Annotated in this window: 16 protein-coding genes and 1 tRNA gene; 11 read left to right on the plus strand and 6 right to left on the minus strand. The window is 67.6% G+C overall.

Translation table 11 applies throughout. The annotated features are described in order from the left end of the window. The first annotated feature begins 107 nt into the window (after nt 1-107). From ACT2CW_RS02955 to ACT2CW_RS02980, 6 genes are all read left to right on the plus strand, one after another. The gene (locus ACT2CW_RS02955; protein ID WP_445515675.1) at nt 108-992 is read left to right on the plus strand and encodes an aldo/keto reductase; all 885 of its coding nucleotides are present in this window, start codon (nt 108-110) and stop codon (nt 990-992) included. A 432-nt stretch (nt 993-1,424) separates the two neighbouring features. Further along, entirely contained in the window at nt 1,425-1,811 is a 387-nt protein-coding gene (locus ACT2CW_RS02960) for a hypothetical protein (protein WP_445515386.1), read from the plus strand. Nucleotides 1,812-2,003: 192 nt separating this feature from the next. After that, nucleotides 2,004-2,471, plus strand: coding sequence for a MarR family transcriptional regulator (locus ACT2CW_RS02965; RefSeq protein WP_445515387.1), 468 nt, complete (start codon nt 2,004-2,006; stop codon nt 2,469-2,471). Nucleotides 2,472-3,718: 1,247 nt separating this feature from the next. Next, nucleotides 3,719-4,297: a hypothetical protein gene (locus tag ACT2CW_RS02970; protein ID WP_445515388.1), complete on the plus strand. Its 579-nt coding sequence runs from the start codon at nt 3,719-3,721 to the stop codon at nt 4,295-4,297. 12 nt (nt 4,298-4,309) lie between these two features. Next, entirely contained in the window at nt 4,310-5,260 is a 951-nt protein-coding gene (locus tag ACT2CW_RS02975) for a ParB/RepB/Spo0J family partition protein (protein WP_445515389.1), read from the plus strand. Then, nucleotides 5,257-5,838 carry a hypothetical protein gene (locus tag ACT2CW_RS02980; RefSeq protein ID WP_445515390.1) on the plus strand — a complete coding sequence of 194 codons (582 nt, stop codon included), beginning with the start codon at nt 5,257-5,259 and terminating at the stop codon, nt 5,836-5,838. Before ACT2CW_RS02975 ends, ACT2CW_RS02980 begins: the two co-directional genes overlap by 4 nt. A 94-nt stretch (nt 5,839-5,932) precedes the next feature. Here the strand turns inward: ACT2CW_RS02980 and ACT2CW_RS02985 are convergent, their stop codons facing one another. The 3 genes from ACT2CW_RS02985 to ACT2CW_RS02995 form a co-directional block, all read right to left on the minus strand. Continuing rightward, nucleotides 5,933-6,265, minus strand: coding sequence for a hypothetical protein (locus tag ACT2CW_RS02985; RefSeq protein ID WP_445515391.1), 333 nt, complete (start codon nt 6,263-6,265; stop codon nt 5,933-5,935). Beyond that, nucleotides 6,265-7,338 carry an HNH endonuclease gene (locus ACT2CW_RS02990; protein WP_445515392.1) on the minus strand — a complete coding sequence of 358 codons (1,074 nt, stop codon included), beginning with the start codon at nt 7,336-7,338 and terminating at the stop codon, nt 6,265-6,267. The genes ACT2CW_RS02985 and ACT2CW_RS02990 overlap by 1 nt, the downstream gene beginning before the upstream one ends. Before the next feature lie 190 nt (nt 7,339-7,528). Further along, a complete protein-coding gene (locus ACT2CW_RS02995) occupies nt 7,529-7,738 on the minus strand; it encodes a hypothetical protein (protein WP_445515393.1) in 210 nt (69 codons plus the stop codon). A gap of 157 nt (nt 7,739-7,895) precedes the next feature. Between ACT2CW_RS02995 and ACT2CW_RS03000 the strand changes: the two genes are divergently transcribed. After that, nucleotides 7,896-8,597 carry an HNH endonuclease gene (locus tag ACT2CW_RS03000; protein WP_445515394.1) on the plus strand — a complete coding sequence of 234 codons (702 nt, stop codon included), beginning with the start codon at nt 7,896-7,898 and terminating at the stop codon, nt 8,595-8,597. A 917-nt stretch (nt 8,598-9,514) separates the two neighbouring features. Here ACT2CW_RS03000 and ACT2CW_RS03005 read toward each other — a convergent pair. Together ACT2CW_RS03005 and ACT2CW_RS03010 are read right to left on the minus strand one after the other, a co-directional pair. Next, nucleotides 9,515-9,601, minus strand: a tRNA-Ser gene (locus ACT2CW_RS03005). Between the two features lie 39 nt (nt 9,602-9,640). Continuing rightward, nucleotides 9,641-11,290 carry a S1C family serine protease gene (locus ACT2CW_RS03010; protein WP_445515395.1) on the minus strand — a complete coding sequence of 550 codons (1,650 nt, stop codon included), beginning with the start codon at nt 11,288-11,290 and terminating at the stop codon, nt 9,641-9,643. Between the two features lie 231 nt (nt 11,291-11,521). Here ACT2CW_RS03010 and ACT2CW_RS03015 point away from each other — a divergent pair, with 231 nt between their 5' ends. From ACT2CW_RS03015 to ACT2CW_RS03025, 3 genes are all read left to right on the plus strand, one after another. After that, nucleotides 11,522-12,355 carry a glycerophosphodiester phosphodiesterase gene (locus ACT2CW_RS03015; RefSeq protein WP_171072668.1) on the plus strand — a complete coding sequence of 278 codons (834 nt, stop codon included), beginning with the start codon at nt 11,522-11,524 and terminating at the stop codon, nt 12,353-12,355. Between the two features lie 140 nt (nt 12,356-12,495). Next, entirely contained in the window at nt 12,496-13,269 is a 774-nt protein-coding gene (locus tag ACT2CW_RS03020) for an ATP-binding protein (RefSeq protein WP_445515396.1), read from the plus strand. A gap of 159 nt (nt 13,270-13,428) precedes the next feature. Then, nucleotides 13,429-14,397: a DUF5926 family protein gene (locus ACT2CW_RS03025; RefSeq protein ID WP_414084346.1), complete on the plus strand. Its 969-nt coding sequence runs from the start codon at nt 13,429-13,431 to the stop codon at nt 14,395-14,397. A 504-nt stretch (nt 14,398-14,901) separates the two neighbouring features. Here ACT2CW_RS03025 and ACT2CW_RS03030 read toward each other — a convergent pair. Continuing rightward, complete coding sequence (locus ACT2CW_RS03030; protein ID WP_182471973.1) at nt 14,902-15,576, minus strand: bifunctional DNA primase/polymerase; 675 nt, start codon at nt 15,574-15,576, stop codon at nt 14,902-14,904. A gap of 581 nt (nt 15,577-16,157) precedes the next feature. On the opposite strand from ACT2CW_RS03030, the gene ACT2CW_RS03035 reads away from it, so the two are divergent. After that, the gene (locus ACT2CW_RS03035) at nt 16,158-17,852 is read left to right on the plus strand and encodes a GAF domain-containing SpoIIE family protein phosphatase (RefSeq protein WP_445515397.1); all 1,695 of its coding nucleotides are present in this window, start codon (nt 16,158-16,160) and stop codon (nt 17,850-17,852) included. Nucleotides 17,853-17,931: the final 79 nt, after the last annotated feature.

Genomic DNA, 17,931 nt, shown 5'->3' on the forward strand with positions numbered 1-17,931 from the left:
CCGGCCGGGCATCCTACGTTGCTCGGAAAAGGGCGATGCCGAACCGTCCGGCACCACCGGGAAAGAACCAGAAAGAGCCGGTAAGAACCGGAGAAGAAAAGGGAAACATGGATCTGCACTCTTCCGACCACGCGAGCACCGGCGACGGCGTCGCGTCCAGGACGATCGAGATCGCCGGGAAGACCGTCCACCGGCTCGGCTTCGGAGCCATGCGCCTGACCGGCCCCGGCGTCTGGGGCGAGCCCGCCGACCGCGGCCCGTTCATCCAGCTCATGAGGCGCGTGATCGAGCTGGGCGTCGACTTCATCGACACCGCCAGCGTCTACGGGCCCCACGTCAGCGAGGAGATCATCCGCACGGCGTTGCACCCCTATCCGGCGCATGTGCTGATCACCACCAAGGGCGGCCAGACGCAATCCGGCCCCGGCTCCTACGCCACGCTCGGCCGCCCGGAATACCTGCGGCAGGAATGCGCCCTGAGCCTGCGCCGCCTGGGCGTGGACCACATCGACCTGTACCAGCTGCACCAGGTCGACCCCGCCGTCCCGTTCGAGGATCAGATCGGCGTGATGAGGGAACTCAAGGACGAGGGCAAGATCGCCGCGATTGGCCTCAACGAGGTCACGGTCGACCAGATCGTCGCCGCCCGCCAGATCGTCGACATCGCCTCCGTCCAGAACCAGTACAGCGTCACGACCCGCAAACACGAGAACGTGCTCGACTACTGCACGCGCGAAGGCATCCCCTTCATCTCCTGGTTCCCCCTCGACATCGGCGCGCTCGCCCAACCCGGCGGCCCCCTCGACGCCATCGCCGCACAGACCGGCGCCACACCGGCCCAGATCGCGCTCGCCTGGCAACTGGCCCACTCCGAAAACCTGGTACCCATCCCCGGCACCGCCTCGATGGCTCACCTCGAAGAGAACGTCGCCGCGGCAACCGTCCAGCTGAGCCCGCAACAGATCGCGGAACTCGACGCCCTGGCCGGCTGATCACCGCACAGGGACTGAGCGCCGACTGACGGCCCGCCGCCGGCCCACATATGGCCCATGCGCACGGGTCAAACCTGGGACACAGGCGAGACGGAGGCCATGCAGAGGGGGTGCCCCCGAACCGGGGGCACCCTCTCTGACCAGCTAGTTCGCTGACCCCGGCGGAGGCTGAGGGATTTGAGCCCTCGGTGACATCGCTGCCACGACGGTGGGGAGCATCTTCACGGGTTCTTCGGCTGCCGGTACTACGCAGGGATGCGCCCCTCCGAGGCGGCAGCGCTGACCGAGCAGGACTGCAAGCTGCCGGAGTCCGGCTGGGGCGAGCTGATCCTCGCGGGGAGCCGCCCGGAAGTGTGAGCCGGGTGGACGGACGACGGCAAGTCGTACGAGGTACGCGGGCTGAAGCGGCGAGCCCGGAAGACCACCCGGCCGGTGCCCATACCGCCGACGCTCGTGCAGCTGCTCCGAAGGCACCTGGACGAATACAGGGCCGCCCCGGACGGGCGACTCTTCCGCGCCGTGCGCGGCGGTCGGGTGCGCTCGACGGAGTACACGGAGCTCTGGCAGGACGCCCGACGCAAGGCCCTTCCCGCCGCCGAGGTCCATACGCCGCTCGCCGAGGTGCCGTACGCGGCGCGGCACGCGGGCATCTCGCTGTGGATCAAGGCGGGCGCGGATCCGGTGGAAGTCGCCCGGCGAGCAGGGCACAGCATCGCCGTGCTCTGGAAGTTCTACGCGAAGCTGCTGCGGGGCCAGCAGCACCGGGCGAACCAACTGATCGATGACGCGCTCAACGCCACATCTGACGAGGAAGGGTGACGGAGTCACAAGGGCTCCCAGGAGCTGCTTCTAGGCCAGCGTCGAGGCCCGTACGGCGCGCCTGTAGACCTCCGGTACTACCTGCGGTCCTCGTCCTCCCAAAAACAGACACGCCACCCCGGCTCCTTGATTTCAACTTAACTTCAAGTTCTACGGTGCCTGCACCAGCGATCATTCATAGGAGCACCGCATATGACGTCCCAGCAGATCGCCGATGCCGACCTCGCCGCACAACCGGCCGCGTACTGGACCGGATTGGCCTATGAGGCTCTCATCGCGTTCACCCGAGCCCAGATCGCCGAGCTCGGCCTCACCCAGCCCCAGTACTGGTTACTGCGCAATCTGTCGAAGAACGACATCTTCCCTGACGGCCACGGCATGACCATCCCCGAACTCCAGCAGGCCATGAGTTCCTACATCCGGGCTGAGGACGACCTGGAGACCGAGGCGAGCGTGCTGTTGGAGAGCGGCTGGCTCACTCGCGACGACGAGGGGCGGCTGTGGATCACCGAGTCGGGTGAGGACGCTCGCATCAGCCTCAAACAGCATGCGCCAGCAATCCGCGACCTCATCCATCAGGGCATCGACGACGCCGACTACGTCACAGCCCTGAAGGTGCTCCGGCAGATGTTGCGGAACACCGGCAGCGCCCTGGTCTAGCCATCCACATCGGTACTCGGTCTGGCCACAGCTTGGCCACACGCGCTGGTCAACACTGGGATTCAGGTAGGACAGGCTGAGACAGGAAGCGCGTGAGAGGGGCCCCGGATTCTCTGGGGCCCCTCTCACCTGCGCTTTTCTTACCTCGGCGGAGGCTGAGGGATTTGAACCCTCGGTGACATCGCTGCCACGACGGTTTTCAAGAGCGGTGCGGTCCCCGGACCTATCCAGACTCTGAACTGCGCAGATGCAAGGGTCACACGTCGCCACTGAGCGGCTGGCCCACACATGGCCCACAAGCCCCGGGATCACGCTTTCCAACTGTCCGCATGACCGTTCGGGGTGCGTCCGTGGGGGTTCACGCGGCAGGTCAGACGGGGTGCACGTACGCCGGTGAACGGGTGGCGGCCGTCGGCGCACCGGACAAGGACCAGGACAACGAGCTGTGCCGATGGACAACAGGAAGCCACGTCAAGGAACTTGCAGATGGCATCACTGTCAGATGGATAGATTGGTGCAATGGCATCCAGAGCTTCTAGTGGCAGGGAAGATCAGAGTGATGGGCGGATTTCCTCTGCCGCGTCGACGATCGTTGAAGCGTTCGAGTTGATCACAGTTGTTCTCGCGAGCGTTCGTGCGTTTCTCAACGAAGCGGCAGGCGCTGTAAAGGCCTGGAAGTCTTTCCGCCGAGCATGGGCGAGTGCGTAGTCAGCACCAGGGCTGTGGCCCCCCCCCCAAAAAGTGGGGCACAACCACTTCCGCGCTTCTTAGCAAGCGGTTCGAACCGAGCCTCTGTGTCTCCGCGCCGCCTCTCGACAGGCCCGACCGACAGCAGTTCTTGCGGCATGGCAAGCTCACCCGTCGGTCGTTGGGCAAGCCACCCGGACCGCCTGTGGGACGGGTGCCTCCCTGCGGACGTGCTTGAAGCCCAACTGCTCGCGTGGCTGTCAGGGGCCGTTCGCGGGGGTTCGTGCGACAGGTCAGAGGGGAGCGCGTACGGCGGTGAACAGTGGCGGCCGTCAGCGCACTGGACAAAGACAAGGACGACGAGCGGGCTGAACCGAGGTCTCAGCGCTGCCTATAGGTGACCTACTCGTCACCGCTCATCGAGGCCGACTCGACACTTATCGACGCTTACAAAGGGTCGGTCAGCGCGGTATCCATCGCCTGAAGATCGCCCTGACCTGCAAGTATGTGATTCTCGGAAGTCAGCACTCTCAGCTTATCGAGTGGCTATCGTCGTAGGTATGACAGTGACAGTCACTGCAGAGGACCACCTCGCGACCGGCGACTCCATCAACGAGCAGCTGAACGCCGGCATCTCCCTGGACGCCGCCGCGACACAGCTGGGGATCACCCCCAAGTGGGCCACGAAGCTCGCGTGGCTGTCGCGAACCTTCACGGCTGCTGACCGCGAAAAGATAGGGGCCGAGAACCTGGCGCGTCTCCGGATCACACATCTGGAAGCAATCGCAGGGCAGTTGGAGCACCTCCGAGTTCCGCTCCTGACAACGGCAGCCGAGGAGCGGCTGTCCGTCCGGGATCTCAGGAAGCGGGCAGCTGGACTCCGAGGCAGACGACAAGTGGCCGACCGAGCTACGGAGATGGTGGAGCGGTCCGGTGGCCCAGATGCGATGCGAAGCACGGAGCGTGCTTTGACGCGATACGCGAGGATGCCGAAGGACCAGCTCCTGCGGATCTACACCGGGAAGTCAGGGCCGTACATCGTCGGCGTCATTCGGGCAGCCCACCAGCTGGAGGCCCGTATCACTCAAGAGGGTGGCGAAATGCCCAGTGTGCCACCCCACAACATAAACCCAATCTAGGAGATGCAGGCAATGGCCCTCGAAGCAATTGAAACCGGTCGGCACGTCCCTCTGGACGAGATCGCTGAATCTCCCCAGAAGGTTCGCCGGGAAACTGTGGAGCAACGACTTGACGACCTCGCGAAGAGCATCAAGGAACACGGTCAGATTCACGCCGTCTCTCTTCTCCAGGACGGCAGTGACAAGTACGAGCTAATCAATGGGCACCGCCGTTTTCAGGCAGCACGCCGCGGAAGCATGGCAACGCTGCGGGCTAACATCTACCGCATCCCAGCAGGGCAGGAGAAGAACAAAGATCTGCTGATCCAGCAGCATCTGTACGCGGCAAACATGGCTGAGCCGCTCATCCCAGTGGAACGTGCGCGGATGTTCGAAGCGCTGATTCAGCAGTACAGCATGACCGTCGAGCAGGTTGCGAATTGCTTCGAGGGAGAAACCGCGGAATCCGTGGCGGAGGCAATGAAATATCTTGCCATCGATCAGGTAGTGCTCGACGTGATTTCTGCCCATCCGGAGAAGTTTTCCGAGGGTCACATTCGCGTACTCGCCGATTTCTCTTCTCCCGACAAACGAGCTTGGCGGATGAAGCCGGATGAGCAACTTCGAGTGGCACGAGAAGTTGCCGAACAGAAAGACAAGCTCATCGCAGCAGACCCGCGCAAGCTCGAAGAGCGCGTCAAGAGCGTCGTCAAGCTCCGGCGCGAGCAGGAGCGTGCCAAGAACGAAAAGGAAAAGATCAAGAAGACGCAGGCTGACCCAGTCAAGGTCCTCTTCAGGGCGGTTGAAGCTGTGGAGAGTGCCGCACGCAGTCTCCGTGACATTGACGTCCAATCCATTAAGGATATCGACGCCGGCGACAAGGGTGACCTGATTAAGCGCCTTTACGATTCCGTGCAGTCGCTCGACGACTTCGCCAATGAGCGACTGTCTAAGCTTCCCACCTCCCGGAAGACCGCCCAGTGAGCGGAATGCAAAGGCCGGGCCATCAAGGCGACTCCAAGCGGCGGCTGCAAGTTAATCCGGACGCACTTCGACTCGTCCCAGCAGAGAAGCGTGAATTCTGGGAGAAGCTCGCAGAAGACGTCGAGATAAATATTGCGAGCCAGTTCGGCATGCGTTGGACTATGCTTGCCACTCTCACGGTAATCCTTGCTACTCCAGACGAGACTTACGAGGATGTTGCGCGCGTTCTGAATCGCTCACCCGGCGCAATTCGTTACCGGCGGCAAGCAATGATTCATCTGTTGCGTGACGAACATTCTGCCGTCGACCGCGTTGAAGCATATAGAAGCGACCCGAAGAAATTCCATAAGTATGGCGACTATGCGCAAGTCGCTGAAGCTCTTGAGCATTTGGGATACTTTGACCTTCCCGTCCGGGAACAATTCGCGCTCGCAGTGCCTCTGGGGCAACCAAGCAAGAGTTGGCGTGGGGATGGTTCATCCGCGGCACTTGCGCAGAGAAAGGGCCGGGATGGCTCGCTCAGAGAAGAGGTGCGTCGGCTCCTAGATGAAGCCCGAAATTACAACACGCCCTCCTAGAAATTATTGCAGGTCCAGCAGCTTTAAGTATGCGGCATCGTTGGCGAGGGCGCTAACCATTCCCGGGAGCACGGGGGTCAGGTCGGCGTACTCACTACTCCTCGACCCAATCCTCTGCCACGGCGCGGATGAAGGCCACCAGATCGGTTTCTTGCGGAGGTATACGCGTGGGATGGCGAACAGCGAAAATCGAGTAATAGCGCTCTACGCGTTTACGAAGTTCCTGGTCGTGAGGGGCTTTTGCGACCAAAGTCAGGCCGACCTGTCCGGGTTCTCCACAGGATCGGACTGGACGCCCCCGGCCGTCGTAGCCTTCCACGAACTCGTTCTCAGACTCGATCAGATCACTGGCCAGGGCCGGATCGTGCAGGACGAACATGCGCCCGTCTTCGTCGAAGAGGAGTACAGGGTCTGCGGGCTCCGTCATCACTGGTCCTCCCGAGCGACGGCACGTGCTGCCGATTTGCCACGCTGCTGCACGATGCCGGCTGAGGTGTGGCTCCGCATGGATCGGCGGTGCTCGATGGAGGTTCTCAGCTCTGCGGGGGTTGGCCAGGGTGCGCGGCGATGGATCATACGGTGGCAGTTTGCGCAGATGAGTGCCAGGTCGCTGAGCTTGGTCGTCCCTTCGCCGGCCTCGTGCAGGGGCACGACGTGGTGGCATTCGACGTAGCCGACACCGCGCTCGCCGTAGACCTCCTCGAAGTCGAATCCGCATACCTCGCAGGCGAGACTTCCGCCTTTACGTAGAACAGAGTCGATCTTCTTCTTGCGCAGGCCCTTGTTGCGCTCCCGAGCTCGGTGCCGACGCAAAAGCAGGCGTCCTTCGGGCGCACCAAAATCGTCGTCAGGGTCTTCCTCATCCGTCTGGGGGAGGGCCTGAAGCTCGCCCGTGGTGGTGCCTTCCCGGATGAGGCGGGCGACTTCGGTCATCTGATCCGGTCGTGCAAGGAACTCGTGCAGGACCTCGACATCAACGGCACCGCCGTTGGTGGGCTTGCCGCGGTAGTCAGGGTGCCGGGTAGCGATGTCGAACGTCTTGCGAGCCACCCCGTTGGGGTTCCGGAACTTTTCGTTGCGGTCCGCGTCAGCATGGATGGGCAGCAGCTGAAGTAACGCAGACAACTCGATGACCCGGCTGTCCTGCGCGTCCAGCCCCTTCCAGCCGTTCGTCATGACGAGATGGCAGGCGAGGATGACTTCGTCGCGTGCCCAGTCGGGGTTCTTGACGGCCTTGACCTGGAAGCCGAGACGCTTTAACCAGGCAGCCGCATGGTCCTTGCCACCGCTGAACTCGCCGGGGGCCAGTGCTCGCCCTTGGGTCCACTTATGTGCCACTCCAGCGATCGCTTTCGAGTCGTACTCCCGACCCTCGTACGCGAGAACGTAAGAACGGGCCTCGCCGAATCCGTACTTCGACAGGAAGGCCTCACGCCCTAACTCGTCATGTTCTACCACTGCCTTGAGCACGGACTCCCGTGTGATCGCTCCTCTGCGCATGGCTGAAGGCTACGGCTCGGGAGTGACAGTGGTGGGGACCGGGCAGGTAGGACCGGAGCTGAGGCCGCCGCAGCGGGTGTCCTTGGCGAACGCCACTGTGAGGCACGCGTCAAACCACACGGCCGCCTCATCATTCCGGTGTCCGAAGCTCACAGGGGACAGACGCCTGTGCCCTCGGCGCCAGTCGTCATCAGCGGCTCTCATCCCCCTTCGGCTCGTCGTCCTTCAGGTCTTCCTGCCCCTCCTTGCCGTGCCAGGCAGCCCGAAGACGACGGAGCGCGGTGATCGCCTTCTCCGCCTTGGCTGACAAGGCAGGGACCTGATCGAGGGCGTAACCCAGCACAAGGGCGCCTCCGCCGAGTGAGCCCACCAGCGCGGTGGCCCAGCCAACCGTTTCCATCAGTACCGCTCTACCTCCTTGACTCGCGGTTTTTGCCGGACGCTGCCGAACGTTGACGGCCACATTAGACCTTCAGGCCGTCCACATGCTACTTGATGCCGTCGCTGCTATAATTCGCGACGGCAGTACCCATCGGCGGGCCGGACAGGAGGAAGCGTTGAGCGACGAGCGCCCCGTGCGGCGGTCATCGAAGGTGAAGGTGGCCGAGTTTCTAGCGGCTGTGGGGGAAGGCAACGTTTTTACGAAGTTGCAGCTCTTTGAAGGTGTCCCCGGCGTAGCTCAGGCGGATCGCCGTATGCGCGACCTGCGTGACCTGGGTTGGCAAATCGACAACTACAAGAGTGATCCACGGCTGCATCCCGATGAATACCGCCTGACGGCGATTGGGACCCGTATCGACCTAGGGGAACAGCCCAAGGAAGCTCCGCGGCCACGGATCACTGCCGCTCGTCGGCGAGAAGCTCTTGAGCGGGCCGGCTTCGTCTGCCAGTCATGCGGCATAGGCGCCGGCGAGGCGTACGCGGATGAGGACAGCCACAGGGCTGTCCTAAGTGTCCACCTCGCCGACCCTGGCCCTCCGGTGAACACGGAGCTGTCGAACCTCCGCGTCGAGTGCCAGCGATGCAACGCCGGAACCAGAGGCGCTGGAAGGGCGGCGCCGGCACCTGAGGAAGTGCTGATGCGCGCATCCAGCCTCAGCACCCGAGAGGACAAACGTCGGCTCTACCGGCTCATGCAATCCGGGCGCCTGGAGCGAGATGAAGTTGAGTTGATCTTCGCCGAGTGGCAACGGCTGAGCCGAGAAGACCGGGTGGACGTCATGCTGCGGTTCGCGGGGGCGCTGATCGAGGAGGACTGACGCCTTCGAGCCCGCCCATACGCGTCGGCGCAGGAAGTCGGGCGAGATTTGTCCGCGTCCATCACCGCCCGTATCAACCGCAGCTCCAGCGCCGCGACGGCAGGTCCCACATGAACCGCTCCGGTCGCTCGTCTGCCGTCGAGGCGCACAGCACCGGCGGTCCATCCCTCCACCAGCTTCAGGGGTAGCCGCTTCTTCGGGTGCCTGTACTACGCCGCGATGCGACCCGCTGAGATTGCCTCCCTGAAAGCCGCGGACTGCACCCTGCCCCCGGAGGATGAGGAGTGGGGGGAGCTACTGCTCGGGGAGAGCCGCCCGGAGGTGGGAGGCGGATGGACGGACGACGGCGCGTCGTACGAATCCCGCAGCCTCAAGCGGCGGGCCCGCGGGGCGACACGATCGGTCCCGATTCCCCCGGTGCTGGTCCAGATGCTGCGGGAGCACATCGAGCGGTACGGGACAGCTTCGGACGGCCGTCTGTTCCGCGCGGCAAGGGCGGGCGCGTCCGGTCTATCGAGTACTGCGACCTGTGGGAGGAGGCCCGGACGGCGGTTCTCTCGGAGGAGGAAGCAGCAACTCCCCTCGCCGAGGTGCCGTACTCGCTTCGGCACGCGGGGGTGTCCCTCTGGATCAAGTCGGGAGTCGATCCGGTGGAAGTCGCCCGGCGGGCAGGACACAGCATCGCCGTTCTGTTCCGCTTCTACGCCAAGATCCTTCGCGGTGATCAGTCTCGTTCCAATCAGCTCATCGCACAGGGTCTGAACGAGGGCTGACGGTCCCACCGCTGGCCCACAGATGGCCCATACGCACTGGTCAAACCTGGGACATGGGCGAGACAGGGTGAGACAAGATGCACGCAGAAGGGGTGCCCCTCGACTCGGGGCACCCCTTCTGACCAGCTAGTTCGCTGACCTGCGCGGAGGCTGAGGGATTTGAACCCTCGGTGACATCGCTGCCACGACGGTTTTCAAGACCGTTCCCTTAGGCCGCTCGGGCAAGCCTCCCCGCGCCGTTTGTGAGGGCGCGGGGATCAGCCTAGCGCGTCAGCTGTCACCCTTGCGCTTCCCCAAGGTGACGTCCACTTTGGACACCTTGCCGTCGCGCTTGTAGGTGAGGGTGACCTTGTCGCCGGGCTGGTGGGTCCAGATCTCGCTGATGAGGGTGGGGCCGCTGTCGATGACCGTGTCGTCGAGCTTGGTGATCACGTCGCCGGACTTGAGGCCGGCCTTGTCGGCCGGGCCGCCGGGGACGATGGCGGGGCTGCCGCCGGAGCCGTTGGAGGCGATGGTGGCGCCGCTGGTGGAGTCCTTCATGTTGACCGTGGCCTCGATGACCGGGTAGACGGGCTGGCCCGTCTTGATCAGTTGCTCGGCGACGTTCTTGGCCTGGTTGATCGGGATCGCGAAGCCGAGGCCGATGCTGCCGGACTGCTGCTGCTCGCCGAGGCCGCTGCCGTTGCCGGCGGACTGGATGGCGGAGTTGATGCCGATGACGCCGCCGTCCGCGTTGAGCAGCGGGCCGCCGGAGTTGCCCGGGTTGATGGAGGCGTCGGTCTGGAGGGCGCTCATGTACGAGGCGTTGCCGCCGCCTCCGTCGCTGGAGGCGACCGGGCGGTTCTTGGCGCTCACGATGCCGGTGGTGACGGTGCCGGAGAGGCCGAAGGGGGCGCCGATGGCGACGGTGGCGTCGCCCACGGCGACCCGGTCGGAGTTGCCGAGCGGGAGCGGGTCGAGCTTGGCGTCCGCGGCGTTCTTGAGCTTGACCACGGCGACGTCGTAGCCCTGGGCGCGGCCGACGACCTGGGCGGTGTACCGCTTGCCGTTGGAGAAGGTGGCGGTCAGCTTGCCGTTGTCGGCGGCCGAGGCGACGACGTGGTTGTTGGTGAGGATGTGGCCCTGCTTGTCGTAGACGAAGCCGGTGCCGGTGCCGCTCTCACCGTTGTTGCCCTGCGCCTCGATGGTGACGACGCTGGGCAGCGTCTTGTTGGCGATGCTGGAGACCGAGCCGGGCGCGCGACTCTCCGTCTTGGGGTTGCCGTAGGCGGAGACGGTGGTGGTGTCGCCGCTGTCGCTCTCCCGGTCGGCGGCCCAGAAGCCGATGCCTCCGCCGATGCCGCCCGCGACCAGGACGGCGGCCAGCACGGCGGCGACCAGCCCGCGGGGCTTGCGCTCGGAGGGGCCGGAGGACGGCGGCACGGGAGCGGTCCCCCACGGTCCGCCCGGTCCGCCCGGTCCGTCCGGTCCGTCCGGACCGCCGGGTCCTCCCTGCCCGCCCTGGCCGTCGCCCTGGCCGCCGTGCGGCGCTCCGCCCTCGGCCGGCCACCACGCGCCGGACTGCCCGGCGTCCGGGCCGGGGCCCGAACCGGGGCCCGAACCGGGGCCCGGGGCGCCGGGCGCGCCGCCGCCTGACCCGTCGCCCGCGCCGGCCGACGCCGAGGCGGCCGCGGGAGCGGCCGGTGGCGCGGGCGGGGGCGTCGACGGGGGCTGGGCGGGCGGCATGGCCGACGGCGCGGGCCCGGGGGCTCCCGGCGAGCCCGCGGCGTCGGGCGTGCCTATGGGCCCGTCCGGTGCGGCGCCCGCGGTGGGCTCGTAGTCCGGCGCTGGCGGCACCGCCGGGTTCGGGTGCGGCGCCGGAGGGGCCGGATGCGGCCCGGGCGCGGGCGGAACGGCAGAGCCCTCGTTCTCGGTGCTCACAGCTCTCTCCTCAGGTGCACGACAGATTTCCTCGACGGCCTGCGTGTACGTCTTAACCGTTACGTCTTACCGTCGTCAGCTTTTCCCACAGCGCGTCAGACCGCCGTAAGGAGCGACAGCCCCGCGGACTACCACCCTTTATCCCGGACATTTCGCCCTACCGCCATTCCGTGCGAACGAACGGAGGGGCCGAGTCCAACGGCTCACACCGGGCGGTGGCACCATAACGCGGTGACCTATGCGCGCCCTGCCCGGGACGGCCGCCCCGGGCCGCACATCGTCTCCGTCGTCGCTCACCGCGGGGCCTCCGAGGATGCCCCGGAGCACACCCTGGCCGCTTACCGTAAGGCAATCGAGGATGGTGCCGACGCCCTGGAGTGCGATGTCCGGCTGACCGCCGACGGCCATCTCGTCTGTGTGCACGACCGCCGCATCGACCGCACCTCCAACGGCCGGGGCGCGGTCTCGGCGCTGGAGCTGTCCGATCTGGCGACTCTGGACTTCGGCTCCTGGAAGGGCCGGGCCACCGACAGGGAGGAGCCGGACCGCGACAGCCGGGACAGCACCTCCGTCCTCACCCTGGAACGGCTCCTGGGGTTCGTCGCGGACGCCGGACGCCGAATCGAACTGGCGATCGAAACCAAGCATCCCACCCGGTGGGCGGGCCAGGTGGAGGACCGGCTGCTCGGGCTGCTGCGCCGCTTCGGCCTGGACGCGCCGCCACCCGGCGAACGTTCACCCATCCGTGTGATGAGCTTCTCAGCGCGCTCCCTGCACCGGATCCGCAGCGGAGCCCCCGCCATCCCGACCGTCTACCTGATGCAGTTCATTCTGCCGCGCCACCGGGACGGGCAGCTGCCGCCCGGGGTGCGGATCGCGGGGCCGAGCATCCGGATCGTACGGAACCACCCCGGCTATGTGGCGCGGCTACAGCGCGAGGGGCACCGAGTGCACGTCTGGACCGTCGATGAACCGGAGGACGTCGAATTGTGCGTCCGCCTGGGCGTTGACGCGCTGATCACCAATCGCCCCAAACAGGTACTGTCCCAACTCGGACGCTCATAATGGGCATTACAAGGCGTGCACCGGCGCGTTCGGTACGTATTCGATCGTGACGAGTGCGTCACGCGATGCCACTTGGCCGGTTTCCGCTCCAGCACCGCGGGGCATTCAACCCGTGGCGTGGGGCTAAGGAGGTCTCGGGGGTGGCGTTGGTGGTGGCACGGCAGGTGCCGAAGTCGTCGACCATGGCCGTACCCCATGGTCCTGCGGGCGTCCGCGCGGCAAGACAGCGGATGCGCCTCGATTTGAGCAGGACTGGGGTATCGGATTCGGTCATAGACGACGCTGTATTGATCCTTTCAGAACTGCTCAGCAACGCATGGCGACATGGCCGCCCTTGGCGTTCCGACCATGGTGGCGGCACGGTCCGGGCTGCATGGACCGTCGACGAGGACGACCGGCTGACGGTCGAGGTGACGGATGGCGGCGGACCCACAAGGCCACTTCCGGCCAACCCGTCGGTGACCGCACGCGGCGGCCGCGGGCTGAATATCATCATGTCGCTGGCCGAGGAATGGGGCGTGCGGGACGAGATCGGCGAAGTCACCGTATGGGCTCTTCTCCCGCCCGATGACGAATTCGCCCGCCGCGTCACGATTCCCTCGGATCTCTCCCCCGAGCTGGGCCCCACCCTGGGTGCGGAGCTGGCTTCCGGGCTGCGTCCGGGCCTCGACGCGCATCTCGAGGCCGGTCTCGACGCGAATCTCGGCCCGAACGTCGGCCCGGATCTCGGCCCGAACGTCGGCCCGGGCCTCGGTCCGAACCTCAGCTCGGATCTCGGCTCGGATCTCGACGGCGACCTGAGCGCCGACCTCGGCTCGGATCTGGCCCCCGGCCTCGGCTCGAATATCGAGGCGAACATCGACCCCGATTTCGATCGCGAGCTGGACTTCGCCGATCTGGACGAGCTCGCGTAGCCGACGCGGCGCAGGGAGCCGACGCGGTTCGGCCAAAGGGCTAGGCTCGCGCCCGTACCAGTCGTACGCGCCGTAAGGAGAGCATCACCGCGGCCGTACGCAGACCGTCACGGGCGTACGAGCAAGCCCTGAGCCGCACGATCGGGAGACAGCCTCACCATGGCCAAGAAGCGCCGCCCCCAGACGAAGGCCACAGGCCCACGGGTCGCCAACGGCGAGATCCCTGTGGTGGGCGCGCGGGAGCCCTGCCCGTGCGGCTCGGGCCGTCGCTACAAAGCCTGTCACGGCAGGGAAGCCGCACACGCCGTCACCGAGCTGGTACAGCGCCCCTTCGAGGGGCTCCCCGGCGAATGCGACTGGGTGGCCCTGCGCGAGCTGGTGCCCGCCGCGACCGTCGAGCTGACCCTCGCCGAGGGGCTGCCCGAGGGGGTTCCGTCGGTCACCCTGGCGACCGTGCTGCCCATGGCGTGGCCCGCGCTGCGCCGCGACAACGGCACCGTGCTGCTCGGCCTCCAGAACGACACGCCCTCCGGCGACATCAGCCGCGACCTGGCCGACACCCTGCGCCGCGCGCTGACCGCCGAGCCGGGCACCCCGGTGGCCGCCGAGCGGGCTCCGGGCGACGGTCCGCGGCTCCAGGATCTGCTCGACCCGAAGGGCACTTTCTCGCCGACTCTGCACGAGGGGTTCGAGTTCTGGCTCGAGGACGCCGCGAACGCGACCGGAGAGGTCGCCGCGTCCCTGGAACGGGCCAACGCGGCCGCGATCCCCACCGCCCGGCTCACCGGCGTGGAGGCGGCCTACTGGTGCGAGACGCCGGAGAAGAACCACCTGCGCTGGGTGATGTCCCACTCCGAGGAGAAGCTGCTGGACGCGCTCGCCCGGCTGCACGCCGCGGGTGCCTCCTCGCTCGGCGAGAACACCCGGCTGGTGGGCTCCTTCCGGGCCCATGGGCTCACGGTGCCGGTGTGGGATCTGCCACGCGGGATGACCGCCGAGGACACGGAGAAGCCGGCCGTGGACCTCGCCGAACGGCTCGCGGAGGCGCTCGCCTCCGACGCCCCGCTGACACCTGAGCAGCGGCGCGCCCGGGGCGGTCTCACCAACCGTCAGGTGACGCTGAGCTGACGTCCCCGGGACGGCCGGAGGGCGCCGCAGGGGCACGTGACGCCGCTCACAACTCACTGTTACGCCCTGCAAATCGACGTCCGGAAATCCGCGATCGAATTTGCTATCGGCCGATCTCTTGTTACGGTTCTAAAAGCCCGGTCGCTGGTGCATCCCCCGTCGCCAGCGACCGGGCGCTTCCATGTCCGCGTCCGGACGGCGGCGCGGGACGGCGGGACAGGTACGGACCAAACGCCCGCGGCGGCAAGGAAGTTGCTCCGGAGCCCGCCCACGGTGCGCGGCACACGCCCTCGCGGGAAGAAGTACCGGAAGAAGCGAGAAGAAGTACCGGAAGAAGTACGGGCCCGGAGCCCAGGAAGTCGCCTCCCCGGTCTCCGGGCCCTCACACACCCGGGCTTCCGAGCTCTCACACTCGGGCCTCCGAGCCCTCACACACCCGCGAGCGTCGCGCTCAGCGGTCCGCCGCGCTCAGCGGCCCCCGAACCCCCGCACCCGGGGCCCGCCTCAGTAGGCGAGCCGACTGCCTCCGTCGGGCGCGCTGGTGCTGGCCTCGACCAAGGCGGTCACCACCGTGGCCACCTGGGGCAGCCAGGGCCGCCCGGAGCGGCGCAGCGGCGGCCGCTCCCAGCGCACCCGCCCGGAGCCGGTCTGCGACGGCGGCAGCACCACATAGCCGCCCTCGCCGTGGAACCGCAGCGAGCTGGGCACCCAGTCCTGCTGGTTCAGCAGCTCGCCGAGGTCTTCGAGGGAGTACGGCTCCACCAGCAGCGACCAGCGGGTGGGCGTGGCGACCACCGGGCCGAGCCGTACGCCCGCCCGGTCGAAGACCGTCAGCGCCCGCGCCCCGGCGACCGCGGGCAGGCTCACCGCGCAGGGCGCGTGGCCGCCGGTGGCCAGCAGGAGGGGCGCGGAGGGCCGGTTGCCCCACCACCAGCGCACCATGCGCTCGTCCGTGGTGGCGGCAAGGAGAACAGGGTCGAACGGATGTCCACCCGGAACCGCACATTCCGGGTCGGGGCAGCCGCATACGCGCGGCCGTCCGCCGCCGGACCGGAGCCCGACGCCAGGGACCACGGGCCACTGCCACTCGGTGGCGCAGGTGAGCGCCGCGCGCAGCAGCGGCGACCGCGCGCCGCGCCGCAGCGAGAACTTGCGTCGCCTTCCGAGGATCTCGCGCATGAGCGCTCGTTCCTTTCCGTTAACGCCGAGGGCTGTCCGTCGCACTACATCGCACTTCAGATGGCACTTCACTTGGACTTACGTGGCGCTGTCCGGCATCGTTCGGCCCGTCACAGCAGGTGGATCACAAGTCACTGCGCGTACAAGGCAGCGCATCACGCGGCAGGCCGAGCGTGGAACGTGGCGAGGGGTGGCGCGCGCATGGCGCTTGCCGTCCGGTTGGTGCCTTCCTCGCCACTCGGGGATGGGGCGCGGCCGTTGTGGTCTATGACGCCTGGACCGGCCGCGGGGTTCCGGGGCGATCCGAACTGCCCCTGCCCCTCTCCGATGTGTACCCGCCGCGGTGGAGACGACGCGCTGTCGAACGACGTCAGTCGACCTCGAAGGGACAGCCTAACGACTTTTTTTCGGCCAAGTTCAATTCCCCCCAGACACCAACAAGACCACCGGGACAATGCTGGACATCGCATCTGCGCTCCGTGTACATCTGGAGACAGTAGCGGCACAGTAGCGGCGCAGCACGACAGGGGGTTTGCGATGCTATTGAGCGAGCCGGACCCGGCGGGTGAAGGCAGCGGGCCATGAACGCGCCCCACGCGCCGAAAGTGGCTGGAATCGATCCTTCCCTCCCCTCGCCCACGCAAACTGCCGACCCCGTCACACCACCCCTGGCCGCGCCCAACTCCGGCGTCCAGGACCGGCTCGCGGGCTGGGTCTCGGACCTCACCACCCTTCATGAGCTCACCGAGCGGCTGGTCCGGACCGGCTCCCTCGACGAGGCGCTGCGCGAATTGCTGCGCGCGGGCGCGTCCCTGGTCGGCGCCCGGCGCGGACTGGTGGCGCTCGAACCGGCCGACGGGCTCGGCCCGGTGATCACCGTGGGGCTCGGTCTCGGCCACGCCGACCTCGGCCAGATCGAGACCATCCCGCGCGGCTCCGCCTCCGCCGGCCAACTCCTGGACGGGCTGCCCGAGGCGGGCGGCGAGCGGCGCGCCGATGTGACCCACCCCGATATCGCCAGTGAGGCCGACCTCGACCCGCGCCATCGCGAGGTGGCCGCGCGGCTGGGCTTCTCCGCGAGCTACGCCGTACCGCTGGACCCGTTCCGCGCCACCCCGTGCACCACACCCGGCCTTTCCGCCATCCCCGCGCCCGCCCCCGGCGCGGACGGGTCCGGCACCGGCACCGGCACCGGCACCGGCACCCCGGCGGACGCGGGCGACCACCCGGCCCCCGGCGCCCCGGGCGGCCCCGGCGTCCCCGGATCCGGAACGACGAGCGTGGCCGGAACGACGAGCGTCGCCGACGCCCCGAGCGTCCCCGGCACCGGCCAGGGGCGCGATACCGCACCGGCCGCCACGCCCTCGTCCGGCCTTACGGCCGCCATGGGCGCCGGCGGCCCCTCCGGGCGGCTCGGCGGAGCCGCCTGGCTCTACGACGAACCCGCCGAGCCCGCGGAGCGCCAGCGCCATCTCGTGGGCCTGTACTGCCAGTACGCCGCCGCCCACATCGTCCGGCTGATCGAGCTCTCCCGTGCCCGCGCCGCCGTCGCGACCGTCCAGGAGGAGCTGCTGCCCACCCGGCTGCCCCGCGTCCCCGGGGTGCGCCTGGCCGTCCGCCACCACCCCGGCCCGCACGGCGGCGGGGACTGGTACGACGCGCTGCCGCTGCCGGACGGGGCGCTCGGGCTCTCGGTGGGCGGGGTCTCCGGCTCCGGGCCGAGCGCCGTGGTCGCGATGGGGCGGCTGCGGGCCTCGCTGCGGGCGTACGCGGTGATGGAGGGCGAGGACCCGGTCGCCGTGCTGTCCGACCTGGAGCTGCTGCTGCGGCTCACCGAGCCCGCCCGCTCGGCGACCGCCCTCTTCGCCTACTGCGAGCCCGGCACGCGCAAGGTGGTGCTGGCCGGGGCCGGGCACTGCCCGCCGCTGCTCACCGGGGAGCGGCGCACCGAGTTCGTGGAGACCACCCTGTCCGCGCCGCTGGGGATGCTCTCGTGCTGGGAGGCGCCCAGCGTGGAGGTCGCACCGTCCTCCGGAGAGACCCTCCTCTTCTACAGCGACGGGCTGCTCCACCGCACCGGGGAGCCGATGGACCGGGCCTTCGCCCGGCTGCACACGGCCGCGGCGAGCGCTCCCAAGGGCGTCCGCGGCGACCCGGACGCCTTCGCCGACCATGTGCTCCGTACGGTGCTTCCCGACGGTCCTGCGGCCTCCGTGGGGCGGCCCTCGGCGGACGGCACCGAGGACCTCGTCCTGCTCGTGGCGCACTTCGACTGACGCGTGGCCCCCTTACGGCCACCGTGGCCCCCTTACGGACACTGTGACCTCCTTATGGACACCGTGGCCCCCTTACGGG

Source organism: Streptomyces sp. NEAU-174 (assembly GCF_052665095.1).